The sequence below is a fragment of the Streptomyces sp. NPDC102360 genome, from assembly GCF_044766085.1.
Classification (GTDB): domain Bacteria; phylum Actinomycetota; class Actinomycetes; order Streptomycetales; family Streptomycetaceae; genus Streptomyces.
This window is the reverse complement of record NZ_JBIWLG010000001.1, coordinates 1,327,612-1,345,624: the sequence shown is the minus strand read 5'-3', so window position 1 is coordinate 1,345,624 and position 18,013 is coordinate 1,327,612. Positions and strand designations below refer to the sequence as shown.

Here is an 18,013-nt window from a genome sequence, read left to right as displayed (position 1 = left end):
ATTGACGCAAGCTGACAAGGCCGATTTGATCGCGGTCACCGCCCCTCACGCACCTCCCTCTCCCCTGTCCCGCTTGCCTCCCCTGCCGTCAGGAGATCGATCATGAGAAGCGAACCACCGGGTCTGCGCCGCTCCCTCGGCGTCGTCGACGGCATCGCCATCGCCGCGTCCAGCACCGCCGCGACCACCAGCATCGGCATCGGGATGGGTTCCCTCGCCGCGACGGTCGGGCTGCACGCACCGGCGGTCCTGCTCGTGGCGTTCTTGCCGATCCTGGGGATCGCGGTGGCCTACGCCCGCCTCAACCGCCAGGAGCCGAACATGGGCAGCGGCTACATCTGGGTGGGCCGTTCGCTCGGTCCCTGGCTGGGCTTCCTCACGGGCTGGGTCACGCTCGTCGGCACCCTGATCTTCATGGCGTACACGAGCGCGGTGACGGGCTCGGTCTTCCTTCAGTTCGCCAACAAGGCCCACCTGCATACGGTGTTGGGGCTCGGCCTCGATCCGAACTCGACGGCGCTTTCGACCGTCGTCGGCCTGCTCGTGCTCACCGCCGTCACCGTCACCGCGGTCACCGGCGTCCGCAAGGCGACCCGACTTCAGGCCTGGCTGCTCGTCTTCGAGTACGTGGTGCTGCTCGGGTTCTGCGGCTGGTCCCTGGTCACCGGCTCGCACGCCTTCCAGTGGTCGTGGTTCAACCCGTTCGACATCCATGGCGGCACGGCCTTCGCGCAGGGACTGGTCCTCGCGGTGTTCTTCTTCTGGGGCTGGGACGCGGCGTTCACGGTGACGGAGGAGACGAAGGACGTGCGCGACGCGGGGCGCGGCGGCCTGATCGCCCTGTTCGCGATGCTCGCGCTGTTCCTCTACGGTTCCGTGGCCTTCCAGCGCGAGATGTCGCTGCACGAGCTGGTCGAGCAGGGCCCGCAAGCTCTCACCTACCTCGGCGCGAAGCTCGCCGACGAACCGGTGGCCAGCCTGCCGCTGCTCGCGCTCCTCTTCTCGGCGGTGGCGTCCCTGCAGGCCAGCGTGATCCCGACGGCGCGCGGACTGCTCGCGATGGGCCGGGACCGCACGATGGGGCAGGTGTGGACGCGGGTCAGCCCCCGTTACGGTTCGCCGGCCGCGGGCACCGTCGTCGTGATGTCGATCGCAGCCGTGGTCGCGCTGCTGGCGCTGGCGATACCGAAGTTGAACGAGATGATCCTCGCCGCCGTGAACTCCATCGGGCTCACCGTCGCCCTCTACTACGGCCTCACGGCCCTCGCCTGCTCGGTCCGCTTCCGCTCACTGCTGCGCACCGCGCCCCAGGAGGCGGTGCGCGCCGTCCTCGTGCCGGGGGTCAGCGCACTCGCCCTGCTCGGCATCGGGGCGTATCTGGCGTACTCGTACGCGACGATGAGCGAGCACTTCGAACTGTCGCCGGACAACGGTTGGTTCATGCTGGCGGTGCCCGCGGCGATCGTGGTGTCCGGTCTGGTGATGGCCGCCGTCGCCAAGTACGGGCGCCGGTCCGCGTACTTCAGGACCGGTCGCGGCACGGACGCCGACGCCGTCGAACTCGTCGGACCGACGGCCAACTGACCGCCACCCCCCTCGTAACACCCGCACCTGCACCCGCACATGCACTAGGAGTTGAGATCATGCCCGCACCCGCCGACCTCGTCTTCACCGGAGGCCCCGTCCACACCGGCTCCCCCGCCCGCTCGCGCGCGACCTCCGTCGCGGTGCGCGGCGAGCGGATCGTCGCCGTCGGCCACGACGAGGTGCGCGAGTTGATCGGCCCGCGCACCGAAGTGGTCGACCTGGCAGGGAAGTTGCTGATCCCCGGGTTCCAGGACGCGCACGCGCACCCCGTCGGGGCCGGCATGGAGATGGGCCAGTGCGACCTGAGCGGCGCGACGACGCTCGCCGAGTACCGGGAGCGGATCGCCTCGTACGCGAGCGCGCACCCGGACGTCGAGTGGATCACCGGGGGCGGCTGGGCGATGGAGGCGTTCCCGGGCGGTCTGCCGACGGCTGCCGAGCTGGACGCCCTGGTGCCGGACCGGCCGGTGTATCTGGTCAACCGCGACCACCACGGCGCCTGGGTCAACTCCCGCGCGCTGCGGGCCGCCGGCCTCGACGCCCGCACACCGGACCCTTCGGACGGCCGCATCGAACGCGACAGGGACGGCACCCCGACGGGGATGCTCCAGGAGGGCGCCGCGAACCTCGTCGGACGGCTGCTCCCCCCGGTCACCCGCGAGGAGAAGATCGCGGGGCTGCTCCGCGCCCAGGAGTACCTGCACTCCGTCGGCGTCACGGCCTGGCAGGACGCCATCCTCGGCGATCACGCCAACCTGACCGACCCCACGGACGCGTATCTGGCGTGCGCCGACGACGGGCGGCTCACCGCGCGTGTCGTGGGCGCGCTGTGGTGGGACCGGGCGCGCGGCACCGAGCAGATCGAGGAGCTGCTGGCCCGGCGCGAGTCCGGCACCTGTGGCCGCCTCCGCTCGACGACGGTGAAGATCATGCAGGACGGGGTCGCGGAGAACGGCACCGCGGCGCTGCTCGGCCCGTATCTCGACGGCTGCGGCTGCCGATCGGACAACAGCGGCATCAGCTTCGTACCGCCCGAGGCGCTGAAGAAGTACGTGACCGAACTGGACGCCCACGGTTTCCAGGTGCACTTCCACGCGCTCGGCGACCGGGCCGTCCGCGAGGCACTCGATGCCGTCGAAGCGGCACGGGAGGCCAATGGCTGGACGGATACGCGCCCGCACCTTGCGCATCTCCAGGTGGTGCACCCTGATGACATCGGCCGGTTCCGGGAGCTGGGCGCGACGGCGAACATGCAGGCGCTGTGGGCCGCGCACGAGCCGCAGATGGACGAGCTGACGATCCCGTTCCTCGGGGCGGAGCGCTCGGCGTGGCAGTACCCGTTCGCGGCGCTGCTGCGGGCCGGGGCGACGCTTGCGGCGGGCAGCGACTGGCCGGTGAGCAGTCCGGATCCGTTGCAGGGGATCCATGTGGCGGTGAACCGGGTGTTGGCGGATGCGCCTGCGGGGACGCCGGTGTTCCTGCCGGAGCAGCGCATCGGTCTCGGCGACGCTCTCGCGGCGTACACCTCCGGCAGCGCGTACGTGAACCATCTCGATGCGGAGACCGGGGTCGTCGCGGCGGGGCACCTCGCGGACCTCGTGGTCCTGGACCGGGACCCGTTCGCCGGGGCCGCGACGGAGATCGGCGCGACGCGGGTCGCGCAGACCTTCGTCGGGGGTCAGCGGGTGTTCTCCCGTTGACCCTCAACGGTGCTGGGGTCTCGGGGCTCTGCCCCGGACCCCGCGCCTCAATCGCCGGCGGGGCTTGAAATGTCCCGCCGATCTCAATCCACGCTGGGCAGAATGTGCGGCTCCGCCAAATCGTCCTCGTAGCCCGCGAGGCGAATCGGCGCCGACCTCGCCCACACGTCGAGACTGCCGAGCTTCTCCGGCCTACGACGGCCGGCCCGCTCGGCTCGGTCCTTCGGGCTCTGTTCGCGATTCGTCTTCTCTGGTGTCACCGCGCACTCCTTGTGTGTCGGGTAACCCGCTTCGGCAGTCCGGCCCAGCGTCGCGCGGGGTCCGGCGCCCGATCGGGCTTGTGTAGAAGGCCAGTTCGGGCGCGGTGGCGCCGGTTGTCGCTGGTGGGGTCGGCCGTGGTTCTCGGTCTCTCCCTGTACGGCCACCATGGGTCAAGGTGTCGGACCCACTTGCGGTAACCGTGCGGCTACAGCCTAACCATATGAGCGGGGGTCCGCTCACTGGGGCTGGAATCTCTCCGTCTTTCGGAGGTCGCCCGGCGTTCATTCAGCCATGGGCGCCCCACCCCGCGCGACAGGTTTTCGCTCGTACGGGGGCACTTCAGGACAACGCGGCGTGTCGCCATGCGGTGTTGACGCGACCCCGGGCGTCGCCCGAGGTCACCGAGGCGCGTGGGGCGGGGCGGCCGACGCGGGAGAATGGCGTCAACTCGCCCCCTGCCACCGGGCGCTACTCGCTCTCGAACGGCACGCCCTCCCCGCGCCCACGCAGGGCCCGTACGAGGAAGAACGCGCTCACCAGTACGACGGCCGCGACGAGCACGAGCAGGTCCGGGACCCGGTCGCCGATGCCGCGCGCCCACTGCTCGGCGGCGAACGAGTTGTCGACGTCGAGGAGTCCGGGAAGCGCCGTCGTCCCGTCGAAGACAAGGAACAGCGTCCCGAGCACCAGGAAGAACAGGCCGGAGGCGAGCGACGTCGAGTGCGTCTCGAAACGGCCGATGCGGACCGGGCGGCCGCGCAGCCACCGCTTCTTGCCCAGGTCGAACCGTTCCCACAACAGGGCGAGCAGGAACAGCGGCACGGCCATGCCCAGGGCGTACACCGCGAGCAGCGCCCCGCCGTACACCGGGTGCCCGCCGAGCGCCGCGACGGTGAGGACGCTGCCGAGGATCGGTCCCGCGCAGAAACCGGCGAGGCCGTAGACCGCTCCGAGCGCGTACACCGACACCGTGTTGGTGGGGCGGATGCGGCCGGAGAGTTCCGACATGCGGCGCGAGGCGAAGCCGCGTCCCGCGATCTGCAGCACACCGAGCGCGATGATCAGCCAGCCTCCGATGGAGACGAGCAGGTCACGGTTGCCGTAGAAGAAGCGGCCCGCGTACGAGCCGGCCGCGCCGAGCGGGACCAGGGTGGTGGCGAGCCCCAGGTAGAAGACGCCGGTGCGGGCGACGAGCCGGGTCGGGCTGTCGATGGAGTACGCGAAGAACGCGGGCAGCAGCAGGGCGCTGCACGGGCTGAGCAGGGCGAGCAGGCCGCCGAGGAACGCCGCGAAGTAGCCGATGTCGCTCACTTGTCGCCGCCGGACTTCCCGGACTGCGCCTTCGCCGCCTCGATGACCTGCTCGAACGCGGCCTCGGGCTGCGCGCCCGCGAGGGGCTGCCCGTTGATGAGGAAGGACGGCGTGGAGGTGGCACCGAGTGCATACGCCTCGTCGCTGTCCTGCTTCACGGCAGCCTGCGCCGCCTTGCCTTCGCGGTCGGTGCGGAACCGGTCGAGGTCCTTCACCCCGGCCTCGCGGGCGAGCGCGTCGAGGCGGTCGGCGCCGAAGCCCTTGTCCTTGGCGCCGTCGGCGTAGGCCGCCTTGTGGAACTGCCAGAAACGGCCCTGCTGACCCGCCGCCCACGCGGCGCGCGCGGCGGACTGCGAATCGGCGCCGAAGATGGGGAAGTTGCGCCACTCGATGCGCAGCGTGCCGTCGTCGACGTACTTCTTCACCAGGTCGGGTTCGGTGTCGCGGGCGAACTTCCCGCAGTAGCCGCACTTGAAGTCGGCGTACTCGATGAGGACCACGGGCGCGTCGGCGCGGCCCTGCGCGAGCGGGTCCTTGGCGTCGCGCCGGGCGAGCTTCGCGAGCTTGTCGGTCAGCTCGTCCTTGGCCTCGGCGGTGTCCCCCTGCGCATCGGACACGTCGGCCACGTCCGTACGGGCCTCGGGCCTGGTCGCGGTGTACGAGACGGTGCCGAGGAGGATCGCGGCCACGGCGACGGCGGCGGCGATCGCGGCGGAGCGGCGCTGCTTGGAGCGGGCGGTGGTGGTGTTCTTGGGCATGACGAAGTCGTCCTTGCGTGCGTGAGAAGTGCGTGATGACACGTGGGGCGGGGTGTCATCTACACGCGCAGGACGGACAGTTCGACCGGTGAGGGCGGGTCGTTGGGCGGCGGTGGGCCACGGCCCGCCGGGGGCGGCGGCACGATGCCCGTGAGCGGGGCGGTGGCGCCGTGCCCGTGCGCGTACGCGAGCGGGGCGAGGAGTTCGTGGGCGCTCGTGCCGCGCGTGGGCACGCCCTGGCGGCTGTCGGGGGCGTGCTGTCCCTGCGGGGCGCAGTCGGTCGTGCCGCCGGGCGACGACAGCTGCTGCACGGACGCGAGGGCCGGGGCCGGCTCGACTGGCGCGCCGCGGAAGTCGCTGCCCCATGCCGCGCCCACCACGGTGACCAGGAAGGTCACCAGGAGAGCGGGAACGGTGAGGCGGCGCATGCGGGCAATTCTGCACCATGGGCGAAAGGGGACAGCGTTCACGTCCTGTTGACCGGTGGGTCGGCTCGGCCTCGGTTCATCATGGTCTGCTTTTGGACAGGCTGCGGAAGAGCTTCGGGAGGAGTCATCCATGGAACGCGTCGAACTGCGCACCGTCGAGGAGCTGATGGCCTCGTTGAACGCCTGTCGGGGCGCCTGGGACGCCCCGGACCGCAGCGGGGACCCCGTCGATCTGCACGATCACGCGCTGCAGACGGCGGCGCTGCTGCGCCGCTCCCGGCCCAGCGACAAGGAGTTGCAGGTCGCCGGGCTCGTCCACGACATCGGGCATCTGCTCTGCCCGGGCGACGACGCGGGGCACGCGGACCGGGCGGCGGACGCGGTGCGCGGGCTGCTCGGCGAGCGGGTGGCACGGCTCGTACAGCTGCATGTGCCGGCGAAGCGGTATCTGGCGACGACCGAGCCGGGACGCGGGCTGTCCGCGCAGAGCGCGCTGACGCTGGGCGTTCAGGGCGGACCGATGACGCCGTGGGAGGTGGCGGCGTTCGAGGCGGATCCGCACGCCGAGGACGCGGTGACGGTGCGGCAGGCGGACGACGCGGGCAAGGTGGTGGGCCTCGACGCGGGGGACCTGGAGGACTGGCGGCCGGTGCTCGAACTCGTGGCGGCCGCCCACGCCTCGTACGTGCGGTAGGCGCCGCCCAGCGGTTCGGGTGGCCCTGACGACACCGCGTCAGGTCTCGTGGGCCGGACCACGCCCGGTCGCGCGGCGGTTCGGCCCTTCGGGCAGGACCGCCAGTGCGGTGTCCGCGATGTCGCGCAGTGTCTGCGGGTCGAGGCCGGCCTTGCCCACCGCCTCGATACCGCGGACGACCGTCAGCAGCAGGGCCGCCAACCGCTCCGGATCCGCGCCGCCGTCGATGTCGCCGTGGCGCTGGGCGGCGCTGATCTCCGTCCGCAGCAGGGCCAGCAGCGCCGTCATGGTCTCGGCCGACCGCCCGGCGACCGTCGGATCGTGCTCGGCCATTTCCGCCGCGCCCTTGGCCAGCAGGCACCCGCGGCGCTCGGTGTCGGAGGCGGTGTACTCCGCCATGAGGCGCACGTATCCGGACAGCCGGGCCAGGGCCTCCGCGTCCGGGCCACCCGCCAGCCGCCCCTCGGCCACCTCGACCACCGCGGTGCACCAGTCGCCGAACACGCGGTGGAACAGCTTGCTCTTGTCGCCGAACGCGCCGTACAGGCTGCCCTTGCCAAGGCCGGTCGCCCGGGCGATGTCGTCCATCCGCGTTCCCACGTAGCCGGTCGCCCAGAACTGTTCGCGGGCCCGCTTCAGGACTTGGCGTTCGTCGAATGCGCGTGGTCTCGGCATGTTCTCAGCCTATCCATTCTTGACTCGATCGTCCATTACTGCCTAGGTTGTGGACGATCGATTCCACAACTCAAGGGGTTCGACATGTCAGGCGTACTGCAGGAGAAGGTGGCCGTGATCACCGGAGGAACCAGCGGGATCGGGCTGGCCATCGCCCACCGCTTCATCCGGGAGGGCGCACGGGTCTTCGTGACCGGCCGGGACGCCGACCGCCTCGACGCGGCGGTCAAGGAGATGGGTCCGGCGGCCACCGGCGTACGGGCCGACGTCGCGGACCTGGCCGACCTGGACGCGCTCTACGCGCGAGTCCGCGACGAGGCCGGGCACATCGACGTGCTGGTGGCCAATGCGGGACTCGCCGCGGACGCCTCACTCGGCGCCCACACCGAGGCGAACGTCGACCTGACGCTCGCCGTCAACATCAAGGGCACTCTGTTCACCGTCCAGAAGGCGCTTCCGCTGCTGGCGGAGAACGCCTCCGTCCTGGTCATCGGGTCGAGCAACAGCGTGCGGCCCAATGAGCAACTCGAGGTCTACAGCGCCTCGAAGGCGGCGGTGAGCAACCTCGTGCACAACTGGTCCCGGCAGTCCCGGGAGCGCCGATTCCGGGTCAACGTGCTCAGCCCTGGACCTACGCGAACCCCGGGCCTGCTGGGCGCCGTGGGGCCGGACGTCGAGACGTTCGCCGAGGCCGTCGTGCCACTGGGGCGGCTGGCCGACGCCGAGGAGATCGCCGAGGCCGCCCTCTTCCTGGCTTCGGACGCCTCGTCGTTCGTCACCGGCGCCGAACTCTTCGCGGACGGCGGCTCCACCCGGGCCTGAACGACGGCCGGTGCCGCGCATCCGGATCCCGCGCCCCCGCTGGATGCTCATCCACCCCGTCGGGGACACCGCACGACACGCGGCAGTCGCACGATCCGCCGGACAGGCGCCGGACCCGCCTCCACAAACGACCCACGAACCATGCACGGCTGACACATCGTCATCCACCGGTCGCTCGTGAGACCGTACGCGCATGCCTGCGTCCTCGACGGCCCCCACGGGTCACACGCGTGTGCTCGACGGCAGGGCGGCCGTCGTGACCGGCGCCTCGCGCGGCATCGGCCGCGCGATCGCACAGGAACTCGCCGACCACGGCGCCCTGTTGTGCGTGACCGCCCGGGATCCGGACGGGGTGCGGGAGGCCGTCGCGGCGCTGCGGGCGCGCGGCGCGGAGGCGGTGGGGGTGCCCGGGTCCGTGGCCGATCCGGCGCATCTGTGGGAGGTGACGGAGCGGGCGATGGCGGAGTTCGGGCGGGTCGACATCGTCGTGAACAACGCCGCGACCAACCAGCCCTACGGCCCGCTCATGGACGCCGACCCGGAGATCTGGCGCACGGCCTTCACGATGAACGTGGAGGCGCCGCTGCGACTGGTGCAGTGCGCGTGGCGGGCGTGGATGAGCGAGCACGGCGGCGCCGTCGTCAACGTGTGCACGGAGGGCGCGGGCCATGTCGGCCCGAACGTCGGCGCGTACGGCACCAGCAAGGCGGCGCTGCTGCACCTCACCGCTCAACTGGCGGGTGAGATGGGCCCGTTGGTGCGCGTCAACTCCGTCTCCCCCGGCCTCGTCCGCACCGAGATGGCCCGCTTCGTGTGGGAGCGGGCCGAGGAGTCGGCTGCGGCGGGGCTTCCGTCCGGGCGGATCGGGGAGCCGGAGGACGTGGCACGCGCGGTGCGCTGGCTGGTGTCGGACGAGGCGTCCTGGATAACCGGCGCGGAGCTGCTGGTGGACGGCGGTACGCGGGTGCGCGCCGCCTCAGCGGGCGGCGCGTCGAACGATGCCGTCCACCGGCAGCTGCGTCAGAGCCTGTGAACAAACCCCCGTCGTCCGCCCGAAGGGCGGGCGCTGCGGCGTCCGGTGCGTGCGATCGCAAGGCGCCGGAGCGCTCTAGTAGCGGAGCTACTCGGGCGTTTCGGCAACGCCGCGAGCGTGCGTGCCGGACGCCGCAGCGCAGACGGGGGTTTGTTCACAGGCTCTTTACCACTTGCCGGGCTCGTAGTCCTTCAGGAAGACGCCGTACACGTCGTCGCCGGCCTCGCCGCGCACGACGGGGTCGTAGACGCGGGCCGCGCCGTCGACCAGGTCGAGGGGGGCGTGGAAGCCCTCCTCGGCGAGGCGCAGCTTGTCGTAGTGCGGGCGCTCGTCGGTGATCCAGCCGGTGTCGACGGAGGTCATGAGGATGCCGTCGGCCTGGAACATCTCGTGGGCGCTGGTGCGCGTCACCATGTTCATGGCCGCCTTGGCGGCGTTGGTGTTCGGGTGGCCCGCGCCCTTGTAGCCGCGGCCGAAGACGCCCTCCATCGCCGAGACGTTCACGACGTACGCGCGTCCGCTCTCCGCCTTCTTCGCGGCGTCGGACATGGCCGGGCGCAGCGCGCTGATCAGGATGAACGGCGACGTGTAGTTGCACAGCTGGGTCTCGAGCAGCTCGACCGGGGAGATCTGGTCGATGGTCTGCACCCAGGTGTTGGACTCGACGACGTCGGGGACGAGGCCGCCCGCGTCGATCGCGGAGCCGTCGAGGTGCCGCTCGACGCTCGCGTTGCCCGCGACGAGCGCCAGGTCGGCGACCTTCTGGGCGTCGATGCCGCTCGTGCCGATGGGCAGCGCGGCGATGCCGTCGACGGATCCCGAGTTGAAGGCGCCGATGACGTGGTGCGGCGGCAGCTCTCCCGCGGGCAGCGGCGCGCTCTCGCCGTCGACGAGCGCGGCGTAGGCGGAGGGCAGGCGGCGCACGGTCTGCGTCGCGTTGTTGATGAGGATGTCGAGCGGGCCCGCGGCGGCGACCTGCTCGGCGAGGGCGACTGCCTGTCCGGGGTCGCGCAGATCGAGGCCGACGACCTCCAGGCGGTGGATCCAGTCCGTCGAGTCCTCCATCGCCTTGAAGCGGCGGATGGCGTCCTTGGGGAACCGGGTGGTGATCGTGGTGTGCGCGCCGTCGCGCAGCAGGCGCAGCGCGATGTACATGCCGATCTTGGCGCGGCCGCCGGTGAGCAGGGCGCGCTTGCCGGAGAGGTCGGCGCGGGCGTCGCGCTTGGTCCGGTTCAGGCGGGCGCAGGCGGGACAGAGCTGATGGTAGAAGTAGTCGACTTCCACGTACCGGGTCTTGCAGGTGTAGCAGGAGCGGGGGCGCTGGAGTATCCCCGCGAGCCGGCCTTCCTCGGTCTGCGAGGAGGGCAGGATGCCCTCGGTCTCGTCGTCGATGCGCTGCGCCGAGCCGGTCGCCGTGGCCTCGGTGACCGCCTTGTCGTGGGCGGTCTTGGCGGCGCGGCGGTCCTGGCGGCGGCGCTGCTTCACGGTCCGGTAGATGCCGGCGGTGGCGCGGCGGACGGTGATCGCGTCGGGGTGGTCGACGTCGATCTCGTCGAGCTCCTCCAGCACGCTGAGGCAGACGGCGAGCCGCTCGGGGTCGATGCCGGGGCCGTACGCGACGACGCCGCCGTTCTCGGCGGCTGTCGTGCCCTCGGGGGTCCCCGTGGCCTCGGCGGGCTCGGCGGCCTGGTTGTCCTCTGTCACGGTCATCGCCGCTGCTGTTCCTCGTGTCGCTCGTGCCGCGAGGAATCCTTGAGTGCCGCGCGGCTGCCAAAAGGCGGCACCTTACAGGTCGCTCGGTTGATCCCGCCAGATCCGGAGGATACTGGCGGGAGCGGCGTCGACCCAAATGACGGCCGTCAGCACCAGCGGCTCCGTCAGTTCGCCGCCTTCTCGCACGCCGCCCCGAGCGCGGCCGCTTCCTCCCGGACCGCCCGCGCCAGCACATCGAGATCCGGTACGGCGCTCGCGTCGGCGACGAGCCCGTAATGCACCCGCCCGCGGTACGTCGACACGGCGACGGCGAGGGACTGCCCCTGCGCCAGCGGCGCCAGCGGGAAGACCTCGGTGAGCAGGCAGCCACCCAGTTTCAGGCCGAGGCTGGGCAGCGGGACGCTCGTGACCAGCAGGTCGAAGAGGAGGCGGGCGTTCTGGCCGACGAGGGGGCCGCCCAGGCGGAGGCCGAGCGGCGGCACATGGTCGGCGAGCAGGGCGACGGCGCCCGCGCCGCGCGTGGGACCGACGTCCTTGCGCCGGTTCATGGCGGCCCGTACGAGCCGCAGCCGCTCCACCGGGTCGGGCTCGGCGACGGGCAGCCGGACCAGGTAGCCGGAGAGCCGGTTGCCCTGCGGGTGGGCCGTGCGGGGCCTGCGCCGGGAGACCGGGACGAGGGCGCGGGGCTCGACGCCCTCGGTGCCGTCGCCGCGCTCGTCGAGCCAGCGCCGCACGGCTCCGGCGACCACGGCGATCAGCACGTCGTTCACCGTGCCGCCGACCGTCTTGCGGATGCGGTGCACGTCGTCGAGGTCGAGCACGACCCCGGCGGTGCGCCGGGTGCCGCTGGCCTTCGAGGTGAGCGCGGGCGACGTGCGTACGCCCCAGGTGGCGCGGGCGACGGAGGCACCGATGGACGCGGCCTGCGTGGCGCTGCCGACCAGCGTGCGGACATGGTCGGGGTAGCGGCGCGGGTCGAGGTCACCGAGCGTGATCTCGCGCAGGCCGGGGAACGGCAGGCGCAGGCCGCGGCGCGCGGCGGGCGCGTCCTTCGGGGTGCGCCCGGCGGGCAGGTCCATGGGGTCCATGACGCCCGCGGCGAGGGTCAGGGCGCGGAGCCCGTCCGCGAGGGCGTGATGGAACTTGAAGAGCACGGCGAACGACGCGCCGTCGGCGGCCGGCAGTACGTGCGCCTCCCACGGCGGGCGGCCGCGGTCGAGCGGGCGCTCCATGAGCGCACCCGCGGCGGCGTGGAAGTCGTCGACGGGCCCGGCCAGCCACACGTGGTCGAGCGGGTCGAAGTCGGCGGCCGGCACGCGGGCCGCGCCGCCGACCGGTACGAGCACGCCGGCGATCCGCATGCGCAGGCCCGCCACGCCCGCGGCGCGGGTGGCGAGCAGCTCGAAGGCGTGCCGGGCGGCGCCGGGGTCGTCGGCCTCGAACACGCCCAACGCCCCCAGATGCATGGGGTGTTCGGCGGTCTCGATGTTCCAGAAAGTCAGGTCGAGTGGAGCGAGCAAGTCCGAACTCAGAGAGGTCATGAAGGGCTCTCGCGTCGACGACGGTGAGCCCGCAGTCAATCGCCAGCAGTCGATTACGGTCAAGTACGATCATGCCACTCTGCGTTAACAACTGATGAAGACCCGCCCCTCTGGGAGAGGCGGGTCTCATGTGGCGCAGAAGACGACTCAAGTGACGTGTCTTTTAGGTCACTTGAGGGCCGGCGGCGCCGCGTCGGGACCGGTCCCCCATGCCGACGGCTCGCCGCCGACGGTGAAGGACAGGTTCCGCAGGCCCCGCAGATCCTTTGTGGTCAGGTACGTCTTGTCGTACGCGGCACCGTCCGCCCGCGCCGACTGGATGTACCGGTTGCCCTCCGAAGTACCGGGCGCCCGAACGGTCAGCGCGCCCTTCGGGTAGTAGCGCCGGTCGAGCTTGACGTCGACCCGCTCGAAGACGGGCGTCGACAGGCTCCACGTGTCCGTACCGGGCTGCACCGGGAAGATCCCGATCGACGACAGGACGTTCCAGGCGGACATCGTGCCCAGGTCGTCATTGCCGGTCATCCCGGTCGGGGTGTCGGTGAACAGGGTGAGTGCCGCGTGGACAACGTCCGTGGTCTTCCACGGCTGCCCGGTCGACAGGTAGGTGTACGGCGCGATCAGGTCCGGCTCGTTCTGCGGGTTGTACTTGTCCGCGTTGTAGTAGTCGTACGGGCCGTTGACCCACACCTCGCGGGCGGTCTTGGCCGGGTCCTTGACCAGCTCGTCGTACGCGAAGAACGAGTCGAGCCGCTTGTTCGCGGCCTCCTTTCCGCCGATCAAGCCGACCATGCCGGGCAGGTCCTGCGGCACGAGCCACTGGTACTGCCAGGACGTGCCCTCGTGGAACCCTTCGCTCTTCGCCGGGTCGTCGGGCCCCGTAAAGGCGCCCGACGCGTCGCGCGCACGGAAGAATCCGGTCGAACCGTCGAAGATCTTCCGGTAGTTCTGCGCCCGCTCGGTATAGCGGGCGGCGTCCTCGTCGTGCCCCAGCTCCTTCGCCATCTGGCCGAGCATGGCGTCGGACAGGGCGTACTCCAGGGTGGCCGAGGCACCGTGGTCGTAATCGGAGTCACCGGGCTTCACGTGCTCGCGGTCCTTGATGTACGGCGCGAACCCGTCGGCCAGGTACTCCTTGTTGGCCTCGCGGCCCACGGGGGCGGAGTCGGCCGGCGGCACCCCGTCGGCGTTCTTCTTCAGGGCCCGGTACGCGTCCTCCTCATGCCCCTTGAGCAGGCCCTGCTGGTAGGCGTTGGTGAGGAACGGGGTGACCGGATCGCCGGTCATGATGTTCGTCTCGACCGTTCCGTAGCCCCACTTGGGCAGCCAGCCGCTGTCCTTGTCGATCCGGATCACCGACAGGGCCATGTCCCGCGACTCGTGCGGGGCGAGCAGCGACAGGAGCTGCGCCTGGGTGCGGTACGTGTCCCAGAGCGACCAGTTCTGGTAGTACGTGAACCCCTTGGCGCGGTGGATCCTCTGGTCCCAGCCGGTGTAGCGGCCGTCGACGTCGCTGCCGATGTTCGGCGCGAGGAACGAGCGGTACAGCGAGGAGTAGAAGGTGCGGCGCAGTGTCTCGCTGCCGCCCTGCGCCTTGACATCGTCGAGCCGGTCCTCCCACGCGGACCGCGCCGCGCCGCGCACGGAGTCGAAGGAACGGCCGCCCTCCGCACGGAGGTTGAGTTCCGCGCCGTGTGCGTCCACGTAGGAGATGGCGGTGGTCGCCTCGACGGTGCGGTCCTTGCTGGTGTCGAAGCGGAGATACGCGCCGTTGCGCTCGGCGTCCGCGGCCGAGGACCTGGAGCCCTCGGTGACGGTGTCGCCCTTCCAGGTGCCGCTCGTCTTGAACGGCCGGTCGAATTTGGTGATCGTGTGGAGCGTGTACTGCTTGGTGTCCTGGCAGAAGCCGCTGCCGGTGATGGAGGTGCGCACGGTCCGGCTGTCGAGGATGTCGACCTTGGTGTGCACGGTCTTGTGCAGCGACTGGCCCGCGTTGATCATCACGTTGGCCTTGTCGGTGGCCGGGAACGTGTACTTCTGCACCCCGGTCCGCTTCGTGGCGCTCAACTCGGCGTCCACACCCGACTTCAGGCCCACCTTGTAGTAGCCGGGCGAGGCCTTCTCGTCGTCGTGGCTGAACTCGGCCGCGTACTTCGCGTAGTCCGTGCTCCCGATGTCACCCACGGTCGGCAGCACCGGCAGATCGCCGCCCAACCCGCAGCCCACGCCCGAGAGATGGACGGTGGAGAACCCTCGGATGTGGTTCTCCGAGTAGTCGTAGCCGGTGTTGTGCCCGGTGTCGGGCGAGAACTGCACCATCCCGAAGGGCACGGCGGCGCCCGGATAGGTGTTGCCCTCGTTCTCCGTACCGATGAACGGGTTGACGAGGTCGGTGAGTTGGCCGCCCTCGGCGGCGGCCGAGGCCGCGGCGGGCGCGGCGAGCCCCGCGCCGAGCAGGGCCGCGGCAGCCGCCAGCACGCCCAACGTGCGGCGGACGGGTCTTCCTGTGGTGCGTCTACGCATCCTGCATCCTTCGACAACGTTGTCGGCGTGGGCGATCATTCTTCGTGCGGCCCGACGGCCCGTCAAGACTTCGCGGGCCGCCAGGAGTCCGGACGCCCTGGGAACGAGGGGCGGGCCCGTGCGCACGGGCCCGCCCCAGGGACGTACGGATCAGGAGCAGTTCGCCACGGTGTCCTGCGAGGCGTCGCGGATCAGCGCCTGCTGGGCGTCGTGCACGCGCTTCACGTCCGGCTTGACGACCCGGCGGTCGTAGGTGAGCAGGCCGTTCAGCTCGCCCTCGACGTCGGAGATCTGCGTGTAGACGGCGCCGTTGCCGCCCTTGCAGGCCAGCTTGTGGACCTCGTCCAGCTTCTTGAGGTAGTCGTCCGTGTACGTCGCCGGGTCCACGTCGACGTAGGACTGCTGGACCGACCAGGCGTGGCCCGGCACCGCGAGGCCGAGGCCGCCGTACTCGCCCGCGACCAGGGCCCGTTCGCCGTCGGGGTGCGGTGGCAGGGCGGGGCTCGGGTAGCCGTGTTCGTCCATGATGTCGCCGGCGCCGCCGTCGCGGCCGAGGTTGAGCCCGGACTGGCCGTTGATCAGGCGGGTCGGGTCCCAGGACTTCGCCTGCTCGGCGATGCGGCCCTCGTCGTACTGGCCCCAGCCCTCGTTGAAGGTGACCCACATGACGACCGAGGGGTGGTTGATGTGCTGGTCGATCATGGTCTTCATCTCGCGCTCGTACTCGGCGCGCGCCGCCGTCGACGGGTTCGTCCCGGCCTCCATCGCCGGCATGTCCTGCCAGACCATCAGGCCGAGCTTGTCGGCCCAGTAGAACCAGCGGTCGGGCTCGACCTTGATGTGCTTGCGGACCGAGTTGAAGCCCATCTTCTTGTGCATCTTCAGGTCGTACGCCAGCGCGTCGTCGCTGGGCGCGGTGTGCAGGCCGTCCGGCCAGAAGCCCTGGTCGAGGGTGGCCATCATGAACATCGGCTTGCCGTTGAGCATGGTGCGCGGGGTGCCGTTCACCTTCTCGACGGAGATCGAGCGCATCCCGAAGTAGCTGCCGACCCTGTCGGCGCCGACGCTCACCTTGAGGTCGTACAGGAAGGGGTCGTCGGGCGACCACAGATGCGGCTTGGCGATCTTCAGGGTGAGCGGCGCGCCGGAGGTACCGGTGGCGGTGGCGACCTTCTTGCCGTCCGCGTACGCCGTCGCCGTGACCGGAACGCCGTCACGAACTCCCGTGGCGGACACGGCCACTTCGCCCGTCTTCACATTCGGCGTCACCTTCAGGTCGGTGGCGTGGTCGGCGGCGACCGGCTCCATCCACACGGTCTGCCAGATGCCCGAGGAGGGCGTGTACCAGATGCCGCTGGGGTCGAGGCGCTGCTTGCCCATCGGCGGGTTCTCGGCGTTGTCCGCGTCGGTCGGGTCGTAGACGCCGACGATCAGTTCCTGGGTGCGGCCCGGCTTGAGGGCGTCGGAGACGTCGGCGCTGAACTTGTCGTAGCCGCCCTTGTGATCGGCGACCTTCGTGCCGTTCACGTAGATCTCGGACTTCCAGTCCACGGCACCGAAGTTGAGCCGCAGCCGCTGCTTGTCGCCGACCTTCCAGTCGGCGGGCACGGTGAAGGTGCGCCGGTACCACATGCGGTCCTCGTGGCGCTGGACGCCGGAGAGCTGGGACTCGACCGGGTAGGGCACGAGGATCTTCTCGCCGAGGTTCTTGCCGACCGGCGGCTGCTCACCCTCCTTGGCTGCCGCGAACTGCCAACTGCCGTTGAGGTTCTTCCACTTGTCGCGGGTGAGCTGGGGCCGCGGATACTCGCGATGGGCGTTGGCCGGGGTGACGTCGTCGCCCCACTTGGTGCTCAGCTCGTGCGTCGAGTGGTTGGGGCCGCTGGACCAGAAGGAGCCGACGGCCGTGCCGTCGCTGCCGGTCAGTCCGCCCTTGCCGTCGTACGTGACGTCGGCCTGGCCGGAGGCGTCGCCGTCCTTGTTGCCGACGACCGGTTCCTTGAGGCCGACGACGAGGGCCCGTGGGTCGTCCGGGTCGGCCTTGACTCCGCTCAGCGGCCACTTGGCGCCGCCGATCACGGCGTTCAGGTGGTCGCCCACGTCCGCGGGGACCGCGCCGAGCTTCTGCGCGAAGTCCAGCTTCAGCGTGCGTCCGTCGCCGAGCACGGTGGTGCCGATGGCGCCGTCGTACTTCCAGTCGTCGGGCAGCCGGAACGCGGAGGACGGGATGGCCTTCTTCTGCGCGCCGGGTTCGGTCCAGCGCAGGTGCAGGTTGGAGCCGCCGTAGTGCTCGAAGTACTCGACCTTGATGTCGACCGCCTTGCCCGCGGTCAGCTCGACGGGCTGTGAGGTCTGTTCCTTGTCCCAGTCGTCGACCCAGTGGTCGATGACCAGCTTGTTGTCGACCCACAGCCGGAAGCCGTTGTCACCGATCATAGACAACGTTGTCGGCCCGGACTTCTCCGGCACCAGTTTTCCGGTCCAGCGCACACTCGCGTCGTCCGCCTTCCCGGTCGCGGACGACAGGCGGGACTCCAGGCTGTTGAAGTCGATCTGCGGGTCGAAGCCGGTGGCCTTGAGCTCGTCGAAGTCGAAGGCTCCGGCGGCGGACTGGGTGTAGTACTCGCCCTTCAGGCCGTGCGGCACGACGGGGTCGTCGTCCGCGGTGGCCGCGGCGCCGGACGGGGCCACCGCGAGCACGCTGAGGCCCAGGGCCGCGGTGAGGAGGAGGGACAGGTGTCTTGCGCGACGTCTGAGGGTTCGAGGTTCTCCGGGACTTCTGAGGCTTCTGGTGCGCACGGATCCTCCAGTACTGGGACGCATCGAGGAAGAGTGGCGGCTCGCCGCTCAGGTCTGTGCAACTGCGGTGTATTGCGTTGGACTTCGTTGAACATTGTTGAGAGGACGGGCAGTTGGCATCACAGCACGGGCGAGCGCCTGCGGCAAGACCGCGGGAACGAGCCATCG

The 18,013-nt window shown here is 70.7% G+C and carries 14 protein-coding genes; 5 read left to right on the top strand and 9 right to left on the bottom strand.

All coding sequences use genetic code 11. The features are described 5' to 3' along the window. Positions 1–102 precede the first annotated feature (102 nt). Positions 103–1,584, top strand: a complete 1,482-nt coding sequence (locus tag ACIRHA_RS06060) for an APC family permease (RefSeq protein WP_403840388.1) — start codon at positions 103–105, stop codon at positions 1,582–1,584. Positions 1,585–1,643: 59 nt separating this feature from the next. Then, on the top strand, positions 1,644–3,287 hold the full coding sequence (locus ACIRHA_RS06055) for an amidohydrolase (protein ID WP_403840386.1): 1,644 nt from the start codon (positions 1,644–1,646) through the stop codon (positions 3,285–3,287). Positions 3,288–3,370: 83 nt separating this feature from the next. Here the strand turns inward: ACIRHA_RS06055 and ACIRHA_RS06050 are convergent, their stop codons facing one another. The 4 genes from ACIRHA_RS06050 to ACIRHA_RS06035 all read right to left on the bottom strand — a co-directional run bounded on the left by ACIRHA_RS06050 (position 3,371) and on the right by ACIRHA_RS06035 (position 6,045). Further along, positions 3,371–3,547 carry a hypothetical protein gene (locus tag ACIRHA_RS06050; RefSeq protein ID WP_267072111.1) on the bottom strand — a complete coding sequence of 59 codons (177 nt, stop codon included), beginning with the start codon at positions 3,545–3,547 and terminating at the stop codon, positions 3,371–3,373. 469 nt (positions 3,548–4,016) lie between these two features. After that, entirely contained in the window at positions 4,017–4,859 is an 843-nt protein-coding gene (locus ACIRHA_RS06045; RefSeq protein ID WP_403840383.1) for a cytochrome c biogenesis CcdA family protein, read from the bottom strand. Then, positions 4,856–5,617 (bottom strand): DsbA family protein, encoded by a 762-nt coding sequence (locus ACIRHA_RS06040; RefSeq protein ID WP_403840380.1) that lies wholly within the window; start codon positions 5,615–5,617, stop codon positions 4,856–4,858. Before ACIRHA_RS06040 ends, ACIRHA_RS06045 begins: the two co-directional genes overlap by 4 nt. A 59-nt stretch (positions 5,618–5,676) precedes the next feature. Further along, positions 5,677–6,045, bottom strand: a complete 369-nt coding sequence (locus tag ACIRHA_RS06035) for a hypothetical protein (protein ID WP_403840377.1) — start codon at positions 6,043–6,045, stop codon at positions 5,677–5,679. 130 nt (positions 6,046–6,175) lie between these two features. Between ACIRHA_RS06035 and ACIRHA_RS06030 the strand changes: the two genes are divergently transcribed. Then, positions 6,176–6,739, top strand: a complete 564-nt coding sequence (locus tag ACIRHA_RS06030) for an HD domain-containing protein (protein ID WP_403840374.1) — start codon at positions 6,176–6,178, stop codon at positions 6,737–6,739. A 39-nt stretch (positions 6,740–6,778) separates the two neighbouring features. Here ACIRHA_RS06030 and ACIRHA_RS06025 read toward each other — a convergent pair whose 3' ends face one another. Then, entirely contained in the window at positions 6,779–7,414 is a 636-nt protein-coding gene (locus ACIRHA_RS06025) for a TetR/AcrR family transcriptional regulator (protein WP_403840372.1), read from the bottom strand. A gap of 84 nt (positions 7,415–7,498) precedes the next feature. Between ACIRHA_RS06025 and ACIRHA_RS06020 the strand changes: the two genes are divergently transcribed. Beyond that, complete coding sequence (locus ACIRHA_RS06020; RefSeq protein WP_403840370.1) at positions 7,499–8,236, top strand: SDR family NAD(P)-dependent oxidoreductase; 738 nt, start codon at positions 7,499–7,501, stop codon at positions 8,234–8,236. Between the two features lie 193 nt (positions 8,237–8,429). Further along, positions 8,430–9,269 carry an SDR family oxidoreductase gene (locus ACIRHA_RS06015; RefSeq protein ID WP_403840368.1) on the top strand — a complete coding sequence of 280 codons (840 nt, stop codon included), beginning with the start codon at positions 8,430–8,432 and terminating at the stop codon, positions 9,267–9,269. 165 nt (positions 9,270–9,434) lie between these two features. Here the strand turns inward: ACIRHA_RS06015 and ACIRHA_RS06010 are convergent, their stop codons facing one another. The 4 genes from ACIRHA_RS06010 to ACIRHA_RS05995 all read right to left on the bottom strand — a co-directional run bounded on the left by ACIRHA_RS06010 (position 9,435) and on the right by ACIRHA_RS05995 (position 17,869). Continuing rightward, positions 9,435–10,979 carry an SDR family NAD(P)-dependent oxidoreductase gene (locus tag ACIRHA_RS06010; protein WP_403840366.1) on the bottom strand — a complete coding sequence of 515 codons (1,545 nt, stop codon included), beginning with the start codon at positions 10,977–10,979 and terminating at the stop codon, positions 9,435–9,437. Between the two features lie 167 nt (positions 10,980–11,146). Continuing rightward, entirely contained in the window at positions 11,147–12,514 is a 1,368-nt protein-coding gene (locus ACIRHA_RS06005) for a wax ester/triacylglycerol synthase family O-acyltransferase (RefSeq protein ID WP_403842122.1), read from the bottom strand. Positions 12,515–12,691: 177 nt separating this feature from the next. After that, the gene (locus ACIRHA_RS06000; RefSeq protein WP_403840363.1) at positions 12,692–15,046 is read right to left on the bottom strand and encodes a GH92 family glycosyl hydrolase; all 2,355 of its coding nucleotides are present in this window, start codon (positions 15,044–15,046) and stop codon (positions 12,692–12,694) included. Positions 15,047–15,196: 150 nt separating this feature from the next. Next, entirely contained in the window at positions 15,197–17,869 is a 2,673-nt protein-coding gene (locus ACIRHA_RS05995; protein WP_403840362.1) for a PA14 domain-containing protein, read from the bottom strand. Between the last annotated feature and the right edge of the window lie 144 nt (positions 17,870–18,013).

Bases quoted from the DNA above. Each gene is read 5' to 3' on its own strand.
- ACIRHA_RS06030 (WP_403840374.1), top strand. From the start codon at position 6,176: ATGGAACGCGTCGAACTGCGCACCGTCGAGGAGCTGATGGCCTCGTTG.
- ACIRHA_RS06000 (WP_403840363.1), bottom strand. From the start codon at position 15,046: ATGCGTAGACGCACCACAGGAAGACCCGTCCGCCGCACGTTGGGCGTG.
- ACIRHA_RS06040 (WP_403840380.1), bottom strand. From the start codon at position 5,617: ATGCCCAAGAACACCACCACCGCCCGCTCCAAGCAGCGCCGCTCCGCC.
- ACIRHA_RS06035 (WP_403840377.1), bottom strand. From the start codon at position 6,045: ATGCGCCGCCTCACCGTTCCCGCTCTCCTGGTGACCTTCCTGGTCACC.
- ACIRHA_RS05995 (WP_403840362.1), bottom strand. From the start codon at position 17,869: ATGCGTCCCAGTACTGGAGGATCCGTGCGCACCAGAAGCCTCAGAAGT.
- ACIRHA_RS06055 (WP_403840386.1), top strand. From the start codon at position 1,644: ATGCCCGCACCCGCCGACCTCGTCTTCACCGGAGGCCCCGTCCACACC.
- ACIRHA_RS06010 (WP_403840366.1), bottom strand. From the start codon at position 10,979: ATGACCGTGACAGAGGACAACCAGGCCGCCGAGCCCGCCGAGGCCACG.
- ACIRHA_RS06025 (WP_403840372.1), bottom strand. From the start codon at position 7,414: ATGCCGAGACCACGCGCATTCGACGAACGCCAAGTCCTGAAGCGGGCC.
- ACIRHA_RS06015 (WP_403840368.1), top strand. From the start codon at position 8,430: ATGCCTGCGTCCTCGACGGCCCCCACGGGTCACACGCGTGTGCTCGAC.
- ACIRHA_RS06020 (WP_403840370.1), top strand. From the start codon at position 7,499: ATGTCAGGCGTACTGCAGGAGAAGGTGGCCGTGATCACCGGAGGAACC.
- ACIRHA_RS06060 (WP_403840388.1), top strand. From the start codon at position 103: ATGAGAAGCGAACCACCGGGTCTGCGCCGCTCCCTCGGCGTCGTCGAC.